We start from the raw sequence: 16,142 nt of genomic DNA on the forward strand, positions 1-16,142 counted from the left end.
TGGTGGGCGCTTACTCTTGCGATAGCAGCGGTTTTCAGGCTAGGTAGATTTTCGTGATGAGCATAGCGTTTCCGACCGAAGGCGGTGCTCACTGGTGGAGGTATCTGAGCGGCGGCACATTGCCATATGTATAGTGAGTCTATTGCATCCTGTGGGCAGTCTTCATGAGTTACCGGTGCCCGCTATGGGTCGTGCTTTTGTCCTTATTAGTATCGATGCAGGTGAAAGCCGATGAGCAGACACTGCGAGTACTTGCCTGGCCCGGGTACGCCGACAGTGACATCGTCGCGGCCTTTGAAAAGCGCCACAACGTAAAAGTAGAAGTCACCCTGGTCGGTAGTGATGAAGTGCTTCGCAGCAAGTTGACCGAAAATCAGGGCGGTGATTTTGATGTGATTGCCGCTAATACGGCGGAAGTCCATAACTACGCTGAACAAGGTTTGTTGCAGCCGCTTCGCCCGGAGCGGATAGCCAATACTTCACGTCAATTGATGCGTTTTCGCGATTACTCAAGAGTTCCGGATATTGTCGTCGGCGGACAGATTTATGCCATTCCCTATGTCTGGTCCGACATGGGCCTGATCTACGATCGAAAGCAGTTCAGTCAGCCACCCGACTCAATTACCAGTATGTGGGACCCGAAGTATCAGGGCCGCGTGTTGGCATTCAATACAAGTAATCACAATTTTTCCCTGGCCAGCTTGTCATTGGGCGGCGATCCATTTCGGATAAGCCCAGCGGATTTTCCGCGGGTGTCCGAGCAATTGATTGCACTGCGCCGTAATGTCTTGACGTTCTATTCGCTGCCTGAAGAGGCTGCCGAGCTGTTTCGTACGCATAATGCCGCGCTTTTATTTGCCAACTACGGGCGCCAGCAACTCAAGCAGCTGCGGGACGCGGGCATTGACGTGGGGTATGTGATCCCCCGCGAAGGTGCGCTGGCCTGGATCGACTGCTGGGCAATAAGTCGCGGCGCACGTGATACGGCGCTGGCCAACGATTGGATCAACTTCATGCTTGAACCTGAGGTCAGTAATGTCCTGAGCGAGCGTCAGGGACTCTCCAATACATTGCAGGAGCCACAGGACGGCAGCCCCTCAAACCTCCTGATATGGCTGCACCCCGTTGAAGATGACAAGCGCCGCACTGAACTCTGGCAACGAATTGTTTCTGGTGAGCGTCCGCCTTTGGAGCAGCAATGAGGTTCGGCATCGCCTTTAAACTCGGCTGCTTGATGGCACTGTTCGGCATGCTGCCGACGGCGCTTGCGGGCTATTACATCTATAACAGCAGCCGTGAGCTGCTGCTTCAGGCCGCCGAGCGCGATTTGCAGACCGCGGTTCAGGTGCTCGGACGTAACCTGCTGGGCAGCTTGCACAATATTTCTTTAGATGCCGCAGTGTTAACGAATGGCCCACAGGTCAAGCGGCTGGGGAGTCTCAGTGACCCCGTTCAGCGTAACCATGTGCAGGATGATTTGGCCGAATCGTTCCGTGCGATGTTGCTGGCACACCCTGACTACATGCAGATTCGACTGATAAGCGCCACCGATCATGGATTGGAATGGGTGCGCCAGGATCGGGATGGCAAGCATCTCGTCAGGGTCAGTGGCGCTGATCTGCAAGAGAAGGGGCATTATGCCTATGTCTTCGAGACGTTGAGGTTGGCACCGGGAGAGGTGCGCATTTCGCCGATAGTCATAAACCATGAACAGGGGGCTCACTCGGGGTTGGGCAAGCCGACGTTGCACGTATCGACGCCGGTGGCGGACGTGAACGGAAAAGTGTTTGCACTATTGGTCATAAACGTCGATCTCGATCAGCTGTTCAGTCAGCTCCAGGGTGATTTGCCGAGCGAGTATCAGGTTTATCTCGGTAACCGTTGGGGCGATTTGCTGATTCATCCGGACCATCGGCGGACTTTTGGCTTCGACCAGGGCCGACGCCTGTTTCTGCAAGATGAATTCCCTGGCGTGGCGCAACTCCTGAGTGCGGAGGGGCCAGGCAACTTGATCAGCCGTAGCGTGGAACAAGATCAGCAGGATGGATTGGTCGCCGCGTTTGTACGGCTTTCCAACAACAACCAATCCTCTGAGCCGTTTGTTGTGCTTGGTCTGGGGCAGCTGCAAAGTCATGTGTTGGCGCAAGCCTCGCGGGCGGGCGGTGACATCGCGCGGATTGCGTTGTTTTTTAGCCTGTTGGCGCTGCTGGTAGCGTTTATTGCTTCCCGCGCTTTGATTCGACCGCTGCGTCACATGACCGAAGCGGTCGAGCTGTTTTCTCGGGAGCGAAAAATCAGCGAGTTGACACCAAGGCATGATGAATTGGGGTTGCTGGCACGCAGTTTTTGGTCGATGAAACAGGAAATTCTTACGCAGCTTGAGGATCTCACCCACAGTCGTGCGGCATTTGAACATCTGGCTCGCCATGATTCGTTGACGGGGTTACCTAACCGGCGGATGTGCTTCGAGCGGCTGGAACAAGCGTTGGCTGTTGCACGAAAAAACGATCAGAAGATAGCGTTACTGTTTGTCGATCTGGATCACTTCAAAGAAGTGAATGATCAATGGGGTCATCGTTTTGGTGACCAGGTACTGCAGGCGGTGGCCAAATTGCTGAGTTCGGCCAGCCCGGCCAGTGATAGCGTGGCACGCTTGGGGGGAGATGAATTCGTCATTTTCTTTGAGGATGTTCAGGATTCTCAGAAGATAGTCGCGCTCCTGGAAAAACTGCACCTTTGCCTTCAACTGCCATTATTAATTGAGGGGAAAGCGGTGGAAATTCATGCCAGCATGGGCGTTAGCATGTTCCCGCGCGACGGTAGCGACATTGGCGCACTGATCCAGCATGCCGATCATGCGATGTATAAAGCCAAGAGTTCAGGTAGAAACAGGTACTCTTTTGAAGTGATGAGTTAAGTCTGGCGTGTGCCAGTTATTGCTTTATATCTCCAGCCAAGTCCGTGTCTAAAGTTTGTAAACGGCGGCGAATTCCAGAGGATATCAAGAGCAATGCTGGCTGGATGTTTCGTGTGTTTGTCTGAAAAGTTACTCGTGCGTGTCATCAGTCTTACTTTGATTTGTGCGGTTTGTTTTGATTAAAGGTAGCGCTTTGCTTCGTAACATCTGCTGGCTTTTATTTGCCTTTATAACCTGCCTCGCTCATCTACTCTGTCAGAACAGGTTAAAAGCCTGTTGCTGTTAATAATCGCAAGGAGCGAACAATGTATTTTGAGATTTACAGGCAAACCCGTGGCACTGTTCTGACCGGCAAAGGCCAATGGCGCTGGCGTTTACGGGCAGGAAATCATGAAACGATTGCCAGTGGGGAGGCTTACGTCAACAAGACTGATTGCGTGCATGCCATCAGTTTGATCAAGGGGACGTGCGATCAAACCCCGGTCAAGGAGATCTAGGCGTCGATCAGTGGAGCTGCTCGGACTGAGCAGCTTCGTTTCACCGGGCTGCATGGGTTTCAACACCAGTCGTGTGAACGTTTTTGCATTAAACGCAAAGTGTTGAGGCAATTCGCTCAGGTCGCATAGACGCCGATTGCGACACCTCCCTAAACTGTCGGCAGTTATTGGGCGCGGGGGCAATGGATGAATCGCAACGAACTACGCAAGGCCGACATCAACCTGATGGTGGTGTTTGAGGCGCTGATGCTTGAGCGCAATGTCACCAAGGTGGCAAAGAAGCTGTTTCTCGGTCAGCCGACCATCAGTTCAGCGCTCAATCGTCTGCGTACAATGTTCAACGATCCGTTGTTCATTCGCGTCGGTCATCGCATGGAACCGACGGCGCGGGCGGAAGAGATTTTTCGACACCTGTCGCCAGCGCTGGATTCATTGTCGGTAGCGTTGAGCCTGACCCATGATTTTGACCCCAGCAGCAGCACCATGACCTTTCGTATCGGTATGTCTGACGATGTCGAGTTTGGTCTGTTACCGCCGCTGCTACGCGCGTTGCGCGAGGAAGCGCCGAAGGTGGTTTTCGTGGTGCAAAGTGTCGATTACTGGCGGATACCGGACCTGCTCGCATCCGGCGATGTAACGGTAGGCATCACCCAGACTCGCGGATTGCCAGCCAACGCCAAACGCAAGTTGCTGCGGCATATCTATCCCTGCGTGTTGCGTGCCGATGCTTCCGATACGCCGCTGACCATCGATGAGTACTGCTCGCGCCCGCATGTGCTGGTGTCCCATATCGCCAACGTCAGCGGCTACGCCGATGAGTGGCTGGCGCAGATCGGTCGCTCACGCCAAGTGGTGCTTTCGGTACCGCAGTACAGTTCCTTGCCGGCATTGCTTGCCGGGACGGATCTGATTGCCAGCCTGCCGGACTACACGGCCGAAGCCATGGCGGCGTCCGGGCAGTTGTTCAAGGAGCCGTTTCCGTTCAAGACCCCGACCCTTGAGTTGTCCATGGTGTGGTTAAGCCATGTTGATACCGACCCTGCCGAGCGCTGGCTGCGATCACGGCTTGAAGCATATATGGGGGAGCGCAACTTATTGTCACTGCCCCAGTAACCAGGCAGCGCTGTGTTATATGTACGCATCTTCCACCGACCTGAAGGACTAACGCCATGCCTCACCTGCACCTGGAATACACCGCCAACCTCCCTGAGCTGAATGCCGACGTGGCACTGATACGGCTCAACAACACGCTGGTGGGTTCCGGTCAGTTCGGTGCCGAGTTCGACATCAAGAGCCGCGCGGTGAAGGTCGAGACTTTCAAGGTCGGTACGGTATTGGCCGAGCGGGCGTTTGTGCACGTGAAGCTGGCGCTGTTGAGCGGTCGATCTTCCCAGATCAAGCAACAACTGTCCGAAAGCCTGTTGGCCGTCGTGAAAGATTTGTGTGAATGGCCGGTGGGCATTGAAGTCCAGCTGTGCGTGGAAATACTCGACATCGATCGCGAGTCTTACAGCAAGACCGCCATCGGCGTTTGAGTTTTTGGCCTTTTGGCGATCTGGAACGCCCCACGGGGTGGGCTTCCTAATCCTGAACCAGGGCTGAACCATTCTCAAATAAACCGAAACTTTCTGTCTGATGCCTGAAGCCAACTAATCGTTGGCTTCTTTTTCACAAAAAATTGATGGTCGGCTACCTAAAATTTGTGCTGTCGCGGTAAATGAAATTTTCACATTTGCCGTAGGCACTTCTTTTCAGGAACAGCCGATCACCATGTTGAAGTTTAAAGCCGTGCGCCCCGAGTGGGTGACACTGATTGCCAGTGCCTTTCTATTAATTGGCTTCAATTTTGTACTGTGGCAACACCTCTTTGAGATCACCGCGGCTGACGGTAAAGGCATCGCCATGCGCGTTGCTTTTGCGGCGATGATCTTCGCCGCTTTCAACATCGTGCTGACCCTGCTGGCCTTCCGTCCTGTGATGAAGCCGGTCCTGACGCTGCTGTTCATGGTCAGCGCGGGCGTGGCGTACTTCATGGGTCAATACGGCGTATTGATCGACGCCGGTATGTTCCGTAATTTCGCTGAAACCAATGCCACGGAAGTGCGTGACTTACTGTCTATCAAGTTGCTCGTTTATATTGTGCTGCTCGGTATATTGCCGTCATGGTTGTTGTGGAAAACTCCGATTAACTACCGTCGCTGGCACCGTGAGTTACTCAGTAAAGTTCTGGTGAGCATTGCATCGGTTGCCGTCATCGGTGGCGTTGCTTTGGTTAACTATCAAGGTTTGTCGTCGTTGTTTCGCAATCACCATGAGTTGCGCCTGATGGTGGTGCCGAGCAACTACATTGGCGCTTCATTCGGTTACTTGCGTGAGCAGGTTGCGTCTGCGCATCAGCCTTTTGTCAAAGTGGGTGAAGATGCCCAGCGCAACCCAGCCTGGCAAAACCACGGGCGCAAATCCCTGACGGTATTGGTGGTAGGCGAAAGTGCCCGGGCCGAGAACTTCGGCATCCTGGGTTACGCCCGCGATACCACACCAAAACTCAGCAAGGAAGCCGGCCTGATTGCCTTTACCGATGTGCACTCCTGCGGCACTGAAACCGCTGTATCGGTGCCATGCATGTTCTCCAATATGGGGCGCAAGGATTACAACGCGAGCAAAGCGAAGAACGAAGAAGGTTTGCTGGACGTGCTCAAGCGTGCCGGTCTCGATGTGATCTGGCGCGACAACCAGTCCGGTTGCAAAGGCACTTGCGATCGGGTCACGCTGGATGACGTCAGCAACCTGAAAGACCCGGTGCTGTGTGCCAACAGTGAATGCCGCGATGAAATTCTGCTGCAGGGGCTGCAACATTTCATCGATACCCTGGATAAAGACACGGTGTTGGTATTGCACCAGATGGGCAGTCACGGTCCGGAATACTTCAAGCGCTACCCGAAAGAATACGAGCGCTTTACCCCGGTTTGTGAAAGTAATGCGCTGAACAATTGCAGTCGCGAAAGTATCGTTAACGGTTATGACAACACACTGGTGTATACCGATCATGTGCTCTCGACCCTGATCGATCTGTTACGCAGCAACCAGGGCAAAGTAGATACCGCGATGCTTTATCTGTCGGATCACGGCGAGTCCCTGGGCGAATACAACCTGTTCCTGCACGGCACGCCTTACATGCTGGCGCCGGAACAACAAAAGCATGTTGCGATGTTGGCCTGGTTCTCCGACAGCTATCAAAAGTCGTTCTCGGTGGACACCCATTGCCTGCAGCTGAGCCGTGGAAAACCCTTGAGTCAGGACAATCTGTTCCATTCGATGTTGGGGCTGCTGGAAGTCAACAGTAAGGTCTACAACCAGGATCTGGATATGTTTGCCGGGTGCCGTGGCGCGGTGGCCGACGGAGTGTTGGCCAAAGATTGAATAACCGGGTTTATTTCTTGCAGCGGCCGCTCTCCTGCGGCCAGTAACACTTTGATCAAGAGCCATTGCACATGCCTGCTCAGACCCCATCCGCCATAGAACTCGAGTTCGCCCGGCGCTACGATCAGGAACACGCCCGCGTCTGTCTGCAGCCGTGCGCGCAGGGTCTGGCCGGGCGTCTGGCGTTCTGGCGTGAGGAGCAACTGGTACGCAATGCGCTTTATGTCGCCGGCGAACCAGGGTTGATCCTCGATGTAGCTTGCGGTGTCGGGCGCTTCTGGTCGGTGCTGGCCGAGCATGCGAACCGGGTGATTCTGGCAACCGATCCGTCCCAGGACATTCTCGATCACGCCCGTACTCACCATTCGCCTGGCTTATTGAAGCGGGTCAGGACGTTTCAAAGTTCAGCCTTCAACATTGGTTTGTCAGAGAATGCAGTTGATTGCATTTTTTGCATGCAACTGTTTCAGCACATCGCTTGCTCCGAACATCGCTTGACGATGCTGCGCGAGTTTCACCGGGTCAGTCGCGATACGGTGATTATCGCGGTTCACGTCGGCGGCCGTTTCAAGGGGCGACGCACCGACGTGGAGGGGCTTGCAGCGCGTCCGCTGGCCAGCAAGGCGGAGGTAGAGGCCGAATTCAAGCAGGCGGGTTTTCTTGTGCTCAGCTACCAGGACTTCCTTCCCGGCTGCGCGCCGATGCGGGTTTACGTGCTGCGTAAGGTCGGCTAGCCCGGTTTTGTCGGACTATTCTTTTTGTTAAGCAGGTATTTTCGCTAACGCTCTTGTTCAGTGGATGCGCGGAAATCGCCGGGGGCGATATATACTGCGCGCCATTCATCAAGGGAGAGCCGTGTGGCCATCGATATTCACTGGATTCGCGACAACGATAGCCTCGGTCGGTTTTGCGCCGAATGGCACCAACTGCCCTACGTTGCCCTCGATACCGAATTCATGCGGGTCGATACTTTCTATCCCATCGCGGGCCTGCTGCAGGTGGGCGATGGCGTACGCGCTTACCTGATTGATCCGCTGACCATCGACAACTGGCAGCCTTTGGCCGCCTTGCTGGAAAATCCGGCGGTGGTCAAAGTTGTTCATGCGTGCAGCGAAGACCTCGAAGTCCTGCTGCGCCTGACCGGCAGTCTGCCGGCGCCGCTGTTTGATACCCAACTGGCCGCCGCTTACCTGAACCTGGGCTTCTCCATGGGCTATTCGCGGTTGGTGCAGGAAGTGCTCGGCATTGACCTGCCGAAGGGTGAAACCCGCTCCGACTGGCTGCAACGCCCGCTTTCCGATACCCAGATCAGCTACGCCGCCGAAGATGCCTTGCACCTGGCGGAAGTATTCGTACAGCTTCGTCCGAAGCTTTCTGACGACAAATACGCCTGGGTCCTGGAAGACGGTGCCGAACTGGTGGCCAATCTGCGTCGCGAGATCGACCCGTATGAGGTCTATCGCGACGCCAAGCTGGCCTGGAAACTGTCCCGTGCCCAACTCACCGTATTGCGTGAGCTCTGCGCCTGGCGCGAGATACAAGCCCGTGCCCGTGATCTGCCGCGTAACCGCATCATCCGCGAGCATTCACTGTGGCCACTGGCACGCACGCAGCCGGACAACCTCGGCGCGTTGGCGAAAATCGAAGACATGCACCCGCGTACCGTGCGTCAGGACGGTGAGTTTCTGCTTGATCTGATCAAGCGCTCTGGCAGTGTGTCGCCTGATCTATGGCCGCCAGCCGTGCCGGAGCCATTGCCGGTGGATGCCGCCGCGCTACTCAAACAGATGAAAGCCATCGGCCAGGCCGAGGGCGAGCGCCTGAACATCGCGCCCGAACTGATGCTGCGCAAGAAAACCCTGGAAGCGCTGCTCAAGAGCGGCTATCCCAATGGTCCTTACCAATTGCCTGATTCGCTGCGTGGCTGGCGCCGCGAGTTGATGGGCCAGGCGCTGCTCGACAGCCTGGCCACCGCCGGAGAACAGCCTTGAAACGTATTTGTTCCATCTATCGAAGCCTGAAGAAAAACGAGATGTACCTCTATGTGCTCAAAAGCGATGCACTGGAGCGCGTCCCGGAGCCGCTGTTGGCAGCGTTCGGCAAGCCTCATCACGCGTTCGATCTAGTCCTGACTCCCGAGCGAAAACTGTCGCGTGAGGACATCGCCGTGGTGCTGGAAAATCTCGAAAAGCAGGGCTATCACCTGCAAATGCCGCCGGCCGAGGACGAATACATCGAACACTTGCCGGAAGAGTTGCTGCGACGCAACGATCCGATGTGATCGGCAGACAGGTTCGGTTCAGAGCCTGTATGAAACACTGGAATGATTTTGGCGACGGCCGCGACGACGGAGCGACACTCTGGCGGCGGCCGTCTGCACCGCTTTCGAAAGGTTTGAAGCATGCGCGTTCTGATTGCTGAACACGACCACCCTGTCTACGCCCAACTGTTGCGCGAGGCAGCGCCGGATCTGGAAGTGCTGACTAGCGGCGACTCCGCCGAATTGGCCCGTCAGGCGGCTGATTGCCCTGTATGGCTCGGCCAGCCTGACCTGCTGGCGACTCTGCTGCGTCAGGGCCATCAGCCGCAATGGTTGCAATCGACTTGGGCAGGTATCACGCCGCTGTTGGCTGATGGCTTGCCACGGCACTATCGCCTGACCCGCGCGGTGGGGATTTTCGGCCAGGTCATGGCTGAATACGTGCTTACTTATATGCTCGGTCACGAACGTGAAGTGTTGGCGCGGCTGGTCAGCCAGGTCGAACGCAAATGGGACAGTCGCCATGGCCAAAGCCTGGCGGGGCGCAAGGTATTGATCGTCGGCACCGGTGATATCGGCCAGACCGTCGCGCAGTTTTTGCTGCCGTTCGGCGTCGAACTGTATGGCATCGCCAGTACCGCTCGTGAACTCGCACCGTTTGTCGAAGTCGGCTCGCTGGCCGATCTGCCGCGTTTGGTCGGTGAAGTGGATTACGTAGTCAATCTGCTGCCCAATACGCCGAACACTCACGATATTTACGATGCGGCGTTGTTCAAGCGATTCAAGCCGACCGGGTTGTTCATCAACGTCGGGCGCGGTGTCGCGGTGGTCGATGCGGACCTGGTGGATGCCTTGAAAGAAGGGCATCTGGTGGGTGCGGTGATCGACGTCTGCCGTCAGGAACCGTTGCCGCAACGTCATCCATTCTGGACAGCCTGGGGCTTATTGTTGACGGGCCACAGTTCGGCACCGACCTCGCCATCGCTGATGGTTAACCTGTTTGTCGAGAATCTGCGGGCGTATCAGGCGGGTGAGGCGTTGCGCGGGGAAGTGGATTTCGATCGCGGGTATTGAGGCGTAAGCAAAAAAGATCGCAGCCTGCGGCAGCTCTTTCAGGGATAGGTGTACACCTGTAGGAGCTGCCGAAGGCTGCGATCTTTTACTTTTAGAGGGTGAAGTCGCCTTCAGCCGCGAGTTCGCTCAGTGGACGACGCGGGCTTGGCGCTTCACGGGCTTGCAGGTAGTCCGCCAGTGTCGATTTGTCACCCAGTTTGCCAATCGCCACGGCGGCGTGCAGGGCGTAGCCTTCAGGAATGTTCAGCTCCTTGCGGGTCAGTTCCTGATCGAAACCGGCCATGCCGTGGGTGTGCCAGCCGCTGATGCTCGCTTGCAACGCCAGATGGCCCCAGGCCGAACCCGTGTCAAAGGTGTGCCACAGGGCCGGGGTTTCTTCGGTGGCGCCAGGCGCCGCGAAGGTGGTTTTCGATACCACAATCACCAGCGCCGAAGCATGTTGCGCCCAACTGCGGTTGAACTCGTTCAGCAGGCCCAGGTAACGCTCCCAATTCGCGGTGTCGCGACGCGCGTAGAGAAACCGCCAAGGCTGTGAGTTGTACGCCGACGGTGCCCAGCGTGCGGCTTCGAAGAAGCTGAGCAGCGTCTCGACGGGGATGGCTTCGCCGGTGAAAGCGCGAGGCGACCAGCGATCGGTGAACTGAGGATGGATGGCATAGTCGGCAACGCGTGTGTTTGCACTCATCAAGAGATTCCTTGCTACGTTTGAAAGTGAGGGGCGACGCAAAACCCTACGTGGCGGCGCAATAACTGACAAGCGCGTTCTACCGGCAGTCGCCAATGCTTGGCCCGCGAGGCTTAGGGCACTAGACTGGCGGCCTTTTCACCACCTGATATTGATGCTTGAGCCATGGTCGCCAAAGTCGAACCGTTCTGGATACGTAAAACCCTCGATCAACTTGATCAGGAGGAATGGGAATCGCTGTGCGACGGTTGTGGCCTGTGCTGTCTGCAAAAGCTTGAGGATGAAGACGACAACAGCGTCTATTACACGCGCATCGCCTGCAAACTCCTGGACCTGAAAACCTGCCAGTGCAGCGATTACCCGAATCGTCGCGACTTCGTGCCTGACTGCATCCAGCTTACGCCGGGCAAGGCTGACGAGTTCAAATGGCTACCGCCGACCTGTGGTTATCGACTGGTCAGCGAGGGCAAGGACCTGCCACTGTGGCATCACTTGGTGTGCGGTGATCGCGATGCGGTGCATCACGAACGTATTTCACAATCCGGGCGTATGCTCGCCGAAGGCAGCGTGCCGGAAGATGATTGGGAAGATCATCTGATTTTCCGGGCGGGTTGAGCGCATTGCGTTCTGATGATTCACGAAGGAGTGTGTATGGCTGTGGGATGGCGGCGGACGCTGGTCGTTGGATTACTGGCCCTGAGTTCGCCCCTGTGGGCGGCGACGAAGAAGGTCGATCTGGATTACCACGTGCGCCTGTTGCCGCAAAGTGATCAGGCTGAAGTCCGCCTGACGCTGGCCCAGGGCTCGGCAGTCCGCAGTCTGGATTTCGACCTCGGCGACGGCAGCCATTACAGCGATTTCAAAGCCGACGGCCAGTGGCAGCTGACACCCGGCAAGCAGGCCCGCGGCGTGTGGCGACCGGCCACCGACAAGGCCCGCTTGACCTACCGTGTACGCATCAGCCATGGACGCAAGAGCGGTAGCTTCGACACGCGCATGACCCCGGCCTGGGCCTTGATGCGCGGCGATGATCTGGTGCCGGCCGCCAAACTCGATCAGCAGGATGGCATCGAGCTGGTTTCACGCCTCGAATTCGAATTGCCCAACGGCTGGAAAAGCATCGAAACTGCCTGGCCGAGGATCGGCAAGAACAAATTCCGCATCGACAATGTTTCCAGACTGTTCGACCGACCAACCGGTTGGATGCTCGCCGGACAGCTCGGCAGTCGTCGCACTCGACTGGGCGAAACCGAAGTTACCGTCGCCTCACCCCGAGGCCAGGGCATGCGCCGCATGGATGTGCTGACCCTGCTGACTTTCGTCTGGCCGCAAGTGCAAGCCGTGTTCCCTCGTCACCCCACTAAATTGCTGATTGTCGGCGCCAATGATCCGATGTGGCGCGGGGGGCTGGCGGCGCACGAGTCGATCTACCTCAACAGCCACTTGCCGTTGGTCAGCGAAAGCGGCACCAGTGCGTTGGTTCGTGAGTTGGTGCAGGTGTTCGGGCGGATCAACGATACTCAGCGCAGCGACTGGATCAGCGAGGGGTTTGCCGAGTTTTACGCGATCGAACTGGTGCGTCGCGCCGGAGGCGTGAGTGACGAGCGCTACCAAAGCCTTCAGGACAAGCTGATCAAGGACAGTCAGAAAGTCACGACCTTGCGCGGTGAGCAGATCAGCCCGGCGCAAGTCTCGAAAGCGGTAGTGGTGTTGCAGGAGCTGGATCGCGAGATTCGCCTGAAGACCCGCAACAAGCGTTCGCTGGATGATGTGTTGCGTGGGGCCATGCATCTGGAGAGTGTTGATACCAAGGCGTTTGTGCAGCTCAGTGAAAGCGTTATCGGCGAGTCTTCCAAGGTTCTTGATACCGAGTTGCTTCAGTAAAAATCAAAAGATCGCAGACTTCGGCAGCTCCTGCATTGGGTTGGTGTACACCCTGCAGGAGCTGCCGAAGGCTGCGATCTTGTGCTTTTTAAAGCTTCGGCGATTTCAGAGAATCATTGCCAGTCACCGTCGCTGTTTTGGTCGCCGCCTCGGCATTGGCTTTCAAACGGCTCAACTCCTCACCCGCGCGCTGAATCTTCGCCCGCACGTTGTCCATGTCCTGGCGGCTTTTTTCCAGCAGGCTTTTCGCCGAGCTATGGCCGGTGATGCCCCGGGCCAGGGCGACGCCGCCGATAGCCACTTGAATCAGGCCGAAGATGCCGCCACGACGCAGGCCCTTGCCTACCATCACCACGCCACCCGCCAGGGAGCCGATGCGTTCCCAGCCCTGGACGTTCTGGTCGGAATAAGTCTGGAACGGGGTGGATTCAATGCGCTCGACGCGTTTGAGTTCGCTCATGATCTGTCTCCAGGCTGCTTCAATAATCGATAGTCAGCTGACTGCCTGGGCGGTCGGCGGGTTCCATCGGATGTACGTCGATTCAGCGGAATTTCGGCCCCGAACGGGTATTGAGGCCCTTGGCCATTCGGTCGTAGAGCACGACGTTGACCGTGGCCGCGAGGTTCATGCAGCCGGTGGTCGGGATGTAGACCACGTCTTCGCACCAGTCGCGAATCTCTTTATCCAGCGAGCCATCTTCCGGGCCGAAGATATACAGCGCGCGGTCTGGATGGGTGTACTCCGGCAGCGGGCGAGCGCCTTCCACCAGTTCTACGGCGACCGGAACACAATTGAGCGGCAAGATTTTCTTCAGGTCGTCAATGCCAATCAGCGGGATATCGTAGTGCACGCGCTTGGTATCGGTGACGAAGTCGGCGGCGCGTTCATAGCGCTTGCCGGTGTAGAACACCGAAGCCACGCCATAACAGCCAGCGGCGCGCATCACCGAACCGACGTTCTCCGGTGATTTGGGGTTATACAAACCAATGCAGCTGTACCGTTTGTCTGCCACGAGCGGGGTGCCTTTCAGGAAAAAAGCGCGATTATACGGGGATTGCGCTCGGCCCGCTGATTCGGCGACAGCCTCACTGGGTGGCTGGCATGAGCGCCTTGATCCTGTCCATCATGGCATTCCCGGCAGTGTTGATCTTGTCGTTCTGCGGGTTTTTACTCTCGGAACCGTCGGTGTCGACCCCTGCGAGAATTTCCGCAAGGTTGTGGAAATGCCCGGATTTCTTCTCCGCGGAATCTGGAGCGACCTTGTCGTACTGATTCAATGCATTCTGCAAGGTCATGTGCTGGGACAGCCATTGCGGTGTGTTTTTTTCTTCAGGGCTCATATTGTCGAGAAAATTCAATGCAGCCTTGGCTCGGCCGACCGGGTCATTGGCGAAGGGATCTTTCCAGTCCTTTCGTTGATCTTCGGGGCCGCTGAAGTAACCGGTTGCCAGTCGCGACTGCTGTTGCATCAACGCTTTCGCCGCATCCTGCTCATCCTTGGAAAACTGTCCGCCTTCATTCGTTGCGACGGCGTTGAGTGAACGTCGATCCAGATCGCCCATCAGCGCATTACGGTCTTCAACGCTGCCGGTGTACGGCTTATCGCCAGCCTTCATCTGCGCGTATTTGTCGTCCATGCGTTTGCGCGCATCGGTGGCGACCTGCGCAAAGGTTTTGTCTTTTGAACTGGAAGTAGCACCCGGCTGGGTGACGCCAAGTACCAGGGCATCGGCGTTCATGCCCGGACGTACCGGAAAAAACGGTGCGTTGTCGGTAATCGAGCCACTGTAGTCAGCGGCTGTTTTAGAGAGACTGAGTGCATCATCTTTTTTGGATTGGGTGGCCGTCTGTTCGTATGCACGCGCTGTGGCTTTAGTTCTGGTCTCAGCCGAATTGTTGTAGGCCACCATGGCGGCACTATTGAGGGTTGAGGTGACGTTCATAAATCAGGCATGTCCATGTGTGACACAGTTTAGAGACGGCTGAGCAACCCGGATTTTGACAGCGCTCAGTGTATCGATGCTGGTACGCAGCAAGAACAGTGCCATCAGGGCTGATGGCATTTAGGCGTGGCTTTGTAACGGTCTGGACATGTTTGCAGCGCGGGAAGGTGGAGGTGTTTGCCGGTAGCGGCAGATTATCGCCGTCTGCCGTCAGGTTTTGCCGGCTTGTTGACACACCCCTGTAGGAGCAAAACTTGCTTGCGATGTCGGACTGTCAGGCAAAGCAGATGTTGTCTGTGCGGCCATCATCGCGAGCAAGCTTTGCTCCTACAGGTTGAAGTAGGTTCAGTCTTCTTTTTTCATCAACCCAGCCAGGGCGGCAAATGGGTTATGCGTCGCCTTGGCGATTTTTGGCGTGCTCAGCGAGCCTTCACCGAAATACTGCTGGTCGGTATAACGCGAGTGTTCGTTGTCGTGGCAGTACAGGCACAACAATTCCCAGTTCGAACCGTCCTGCGGGTTGTTGTCATGGTTATGGTCGCGGTGGTGCACCGTTAGTTCGCTCAGGCGCTTGCCGGAAAATTCACGGGCACAGCGGCCACAGACATGCGGGTACATCTTCAGGGCTTTGTCGCGGTAGCCCATTTCTTTGTCGCGCTGGTTGTCGGCGAGGATGCGGTCCAGCTTCGACGTGTTGGTTGGGGTGGACGAACTCATGGGTTCACCTTTGTAGAAAGACTAATGACGGTTATGGGTGAAGTTTAGCCTAGCCTTTGAGCTTCTCGGCAATCCAGATCGTGTGGCGAGTGCCCTTGTTGCCGTGGGCGAAGACTTGAACTTCCTCGGCCTTGAACCCGGCTTTTTTCAGTTTGTCGGAAAACTGTCGGTCCGCGCTGGCTGACCAGACCGCCAGCACGCCTTTAGGCCGCAGGGCCTTGGCGCAGGCGCTCAGGCCGCCGGCGGAGTACAGCCAACTGTTGGCCTTCTGGGTCAGGCCTTCGGGGCCGTTGTCGACGTCGAGCATGATCGCATCGAAACCTTGTGGCTCAGCTTGCAGCACCTTGGCCACGTCTTCCATGCGAATCACCGTACGCGGGTCGAGCAGGGGATTGCCGGCTTTCTCGCCCAGCGGCCCACGGTTCCATTCCACGACACCGGGCACCAGCTCGGCGACCACCACTTCAGCGGACTTGCCCAAATGCTTCAGTGCCGAGGCGAGGGTGAAGCCCATACCCAGCCCACCAATCAACACCCGCGAATTGGGCCGGCCGGCGACCTTGCGGCAGGGGATCTCGGCCAAGGCATCTTCGGAGCCGTGCATGCGCGTGTTCATCAATTGCCCGCCGTCGCCACCCTGGATCTTGATGACGAAATCCTCACCGTATTCGAACAGGCACAGGGCACCGCCGTTCTCGGGAATGGGGGTGGTGTCGAGCAGTACGAAACGTTTCATGGAGCACT

18 protein-coding genes are annotated in these 16,142 nt (G+C 56.7%); 12 read left to right on the top strand and 6 right to left on the bottom strand.

The annotated features are described in order from the left end of the window. Positions 1-191: 191 nt before the first annotated feature. The 10 genes from KUF73_RS06995 (at position 192) to KUF73_RS07040 (ending at position 10,168) form a co-directional block, all read left to right on the top strand. Complete coding sequence (locus KUF73_RS06995) at positions 192-1,202, top strand: PotD/PotF family extracellular solute-binding protein (protein ID WP_256345467.1); 1,011 nt, start codon at positions 192-194, stop codon at positions 1,200-1,202. Then, positions 1,199-2,917, top strand: a complete 1,719-nt coding sequence (locus tag KUF73_RS07000; RefSeq protein WP_218437314.1) for a diguanylate cyclase domain-containing protein — start codon at positions 1,199-1,201, stop codon at positions 2,915-2,917. Before KUF73_RS06995 ends, KUF73_RS07000 begins: the two co-directional genes overlap by 4 nt. 305 nt (positions 2,918-3,222) lie before the next feature. After that, entirely contained in the window at positions 3,223-3,414 is a 192-nt protein-coding gene (locus tag KUF73_RS07005; RefSeq protein ID WP_218437315.1) for a DUF1508 domain-containing protein, read from the top strand. 186 nt (positions 3,415-3,600) lie between these two features. Further along, positions 3,601-4,527, top strand: coding sequence for a LysR substrate-binding domain-containing protein (locus KUF73_RS07010; protein ID WP_218437316.1), 927 nt, complete (start codon positions 3,601-3,603; stop codon positions 4,525-4,527). 56 nt (positions 4,528-4,583) lie between these two features. Further along, positions 4,584-4,949: a 5-carboxymethyl-2-hydroxymuconate Delta-isomerase gene (locus tag KUF73_RS07015; RefSeq protein ID WP_218437317.1), complete on the top strand. Its 366-nt coding sequence runs from the start codon at positions 4,584-4,586 to the stop codon at positions 4,947-4,949. Between the two features lie 235 nt (positions 4,950-5,184). Next, positions 5,185-6,834 (top strand): phosphoethanolamine transferase, encoded by a 1,650-nt coding sequence (locus KUF73_RS07020; RefSeq protein ID WP_218437318.1) that lies wholly within the window; start codon positions 5,185-5,187, stop codon positions 6,832-6,834. 71 nt (positions 6,835-6,905) lie between these two features. Continuing rightward, positions 6,906-7,568, top strand: coding sequence for a class I SAM-dependent methyltransferase (locus tag KUF73_RS07025; protein WP_218437319.1), 663 nt, complete (start codon positions 6,906-6,908; stop codon positions 7,566-7,568). 123 nt (positions 7,569-7,691) lie between these two features. After that, a complete protein-coding gene (gene rnd, locus KUF73_RS07030) occupies positions 7,692-8,825 on the top strand; it encodes a ribonuclease D (RefSeq protein WP_218437320.1) in 1,134 nt (377 codons plus the stop codon). Continuing rightward, positions 8,822-9,115: a YcgL domain-containing protein gene (locus tag KUF73_RS07035; protein ID WP_218437321.1), complete on the top strand. Its 294-nt coding sequence runs from the start codon at positions 8,822-8,824 to the stop codon at positions 9,113-9,115. Before rnd ends, KUF73_RS07035 begins: the two co-directional genes overlap by 4 nt. A gap of 120 nt (positions 9,116-9,235) precedes the next feature. After that, positions 9,236-10,168 carry a D-2-hydroxyacid dehydrogenase gene (locus KUF73_RS07040; protein WP_218437322.1) on the top strand — a complete coding sequence of 311 codons (933 nt, stop codon included), beginning with the start codon at positions 9,236-9,238 and terminating at the stop codon, positions 10,166-10,168. A 91-nt stretch (positions 10,169-10,259) separates the two neighbouring features. Here KUF73_RS07040 and KUF73_RS07045 read toward each other — a convergent pair whose 3' ends face one another. After that, complete coding sequence (locus tag KUF73_RS07045) at positions 10,260-10,853, bottom strand: nitroreductase family protein (RefSeq protein WP_218437323.1); 594 nt, start codon at positions 10,851-10,853, stop codon at positions 10,260-10,262. 165 nt (positions 10,854-11,018) lie between these two features. On the opposite strand from KUF73_RS07045, the gene KUF73_RS07050 reads away from it, so the two are divergent. Then, complete coding sequence (locus KUF73_RS07050; protein WP_218437324.1) at positions 11,019-11,468, top strand: YcgN family cysteine cluster protein; 450 nt, start codon at positions 11,019-11,021, stop codon at positions 11,466-11,468. A gap of 36 nt (positions 11,469-11,504) precedes the next feature. Further along, complete coding sequence (locus KUF73_RS07055; RefSeq protein ID WP_218437325.1) at positions 11,505-12,737, top strand: hypothetical protein; 1,233 nt, start codon at positions 11,505-11,507, stop codon at positions 12,735-12,737. 88 nt (positions 12,738-12,825) lie between these two features. On the opposite strand, the gene KUF73_RS07060 is transcribed toward KUF73_RS07055, so the two are convergent. The 5 genes from KUF73_RS07060 to KUF73_RS07080 all read right to left on the bottom strand — a co-directional run bounded on the left by KUF73_RS07060 (position 12,826) and on the right by KUF73_RS07080 (position 16,134). After that, positions 12,826-13,197, bottom strand: a complete 372-nt coding sequence (locus KUF73_RS07060) for a DUF2892 domain-containing protein (protein ID WP_218437326.1) — start codon at positions 13,195-13,197, stop codon at positions 12,826-12,828. A gap of 82 nt (positions 13,198-13,279) precedes the next feature. Continuing rightward, positions 13,280-13,750, bottom strand: a complete 471-nt coding sequence (locus KUF73_RS07065) for an RNA methyltransferase (RefSeq protein ID WP_007911337.1) — start codon at positions 13,748-13,750, stop codon at positions 13,280-13,282. A 73-nt stretch (positions 13,751-13,823) separates the two neighbouring features. Continuing rightward, complete coding sequence (locus tag KUF73_RS07070; RefSeq protein WP_218437327.1) at positions 13,824-14,681, bottom strand: hypothetical protein; 858 nt, start codon at positions 14,679-14,681, stop codon at positions 13,824-13,826. Positions 14,682-15,026: 345 nt separating this feature from the next. Then, positions 15,027-15,398 (bottom strand): YajD family HNH nuclease, encoded by a 372-nt coding sequence (locus KUF73_RS07075; RefSeq protein ID WP_007944009.1) that lies wholly within the window; start codon positions 15,396-15,398, stop codon positions 15,027-15,029. Positions 15,399-15,447: 49 nt separating this feature from the next. Further along, on the bottom strand, positions 15,448-16,134 hold the full coding sequence (locus KUF73_RS07080) for a spermidine synthase (RefSeq protein ID WP_218437328.1): 687 nt from the start codon (positions 16,132-16,134) through the stop codon (positions 15,448-15,450). Positions 16,135-16,142: the final 8 nt, after the last annotated feature.

The sequence above is a fragment of the Pseudomonas sp. PD9R genome (genome assembly GCF_019200975.1).
GTDB lineage: Bacteria > Pseudomonadota > Gammaproteobacteria > Pseudomonadales > Pseudomonadaceae > Aquipseudomonas.